Raw genomic sequence first — 1268 nt, forward strand, 5'->3', positions numbered from 1 at the left:
CACCAAGGTGGCATGCCCCCACCCTCTCAGGTGATTGAACTCCGGAACCCACTCAAGATCTAGGCATGTAGTACTAGCGGTCGCGTAGGGAGGAGGAGATCAGCGCCGCCGCCGCGACCCGGGAGGTGACCCCGAGCTTCGCGAAGATCCGGGTCATCGAGGCTTCCACGGTCTTCGCGCTGACGAACAGCAGCCCGGCGATCTCCCGGTTGGTGGAGCCCTGCGCGAGCAGTTCGCAGATCTTGAGTTCGCGTTCGGTCAGCCCCGCGAGGGCGCTGTGCCAGCCGTCCTGGCCGCCCAGCGCGACGGCCCGCTGCTGCTCCCGGTCGGCTTTCAGGTAGGGGCCGGTGGCGCCCACCAGCGCGAAAAGCCGTTTGGCCTGGTCGAGGTCGGCGACCGCGCCGCGGGGGTCGGCTCCGGTCAGCGCGATGCCCGTCACGAGATGAGCCCGTCCCGTGCGCAGCGAGTCCCCGGCGAGGGTGAAGGTCTGTGCGGCGAAACGGGACTGGGCGACGGCCTGCGCGACGTCGCCGGACGCCAGCAGCGCGAACGACCGTGTCAGCTGCGCGGTGCCCTCCCTGAGCCTGAGCCCGGTGTGGGCCGCGCTCTCCTCGGCCAGGTCGGCCCATCGGCGGCAGGACTCCGCGTCGTGGATCAGCAACGACGCCGCCGAGAGCGCCTCGAAGAAGAACGGCCGGTGCAGCCGGTCCACGTCCGGCAGCTCGCGGCCGCCACCCGCGGCCGTCATCATCCGGACGCACCGCCGGGGATCCCCGTTGAGCAGATGGGCCTGGCCGAGGAGGCAGCCGGCGACGGCGGTCCACTGGCTGCGCTCCGCGCGGCTCAGCGCGAAGGCGCTGCGGCCGAACGCGAGGGCGGCGCCCGGGTCGCCGCGGTGCACGGCCACCAGGCAGCGCATACTGAGCGCCATCACCTGGGCGTGGACGCTGCCGGAGGCCGTCGCCGCGGCCAGCGACGCCAGGGCCGCGGTGTTCGCCTCGTCGATCCGCCCCATGAACTGCAGGACGTACGCTCTGCCCGCCTGCTGGCGCGCCTCCACATACGGTTCGGGCCGTGCCGCGAGACCGCTCGCGAACAGGTCGAGCGCCGACGTGTGCTGTTCGAGCGCCGCCTGGATCCAGGCGGCGTCCGTCAGGGAGTCGCCGGTCCGCTCGTCCACTCCGGCGGCCAGGACGGCGTCGGCGGCCTTCCGGCTCCACTGGTCGGCCTCGGCGGCCCGGCCGAGGCCGTAGGCCCGCCGGGCGAGG

At 73.1% G+C, this 1268-nt stretch carries 1 protein-coding gene; it reads right to left on the bottom strand.

Features of this window, described 5'->3' with window-relative positions; all coding sequences use genetic code 11:
- Positions 1-73: 73 nt before the first annotated feature.
- Positions 74-1268: helix-turn-helix transcriptional regulator (locus tag ACYVE7_RS34235; RefSeq protein ID WP_460370755.1), on the bottom strand; the 1195-nt coding region annotated here is incomplete at its 5' end.

The sequence above is a fragment of the Actinocorallia lasiicapitis genome, assembly GCF_054778695.1.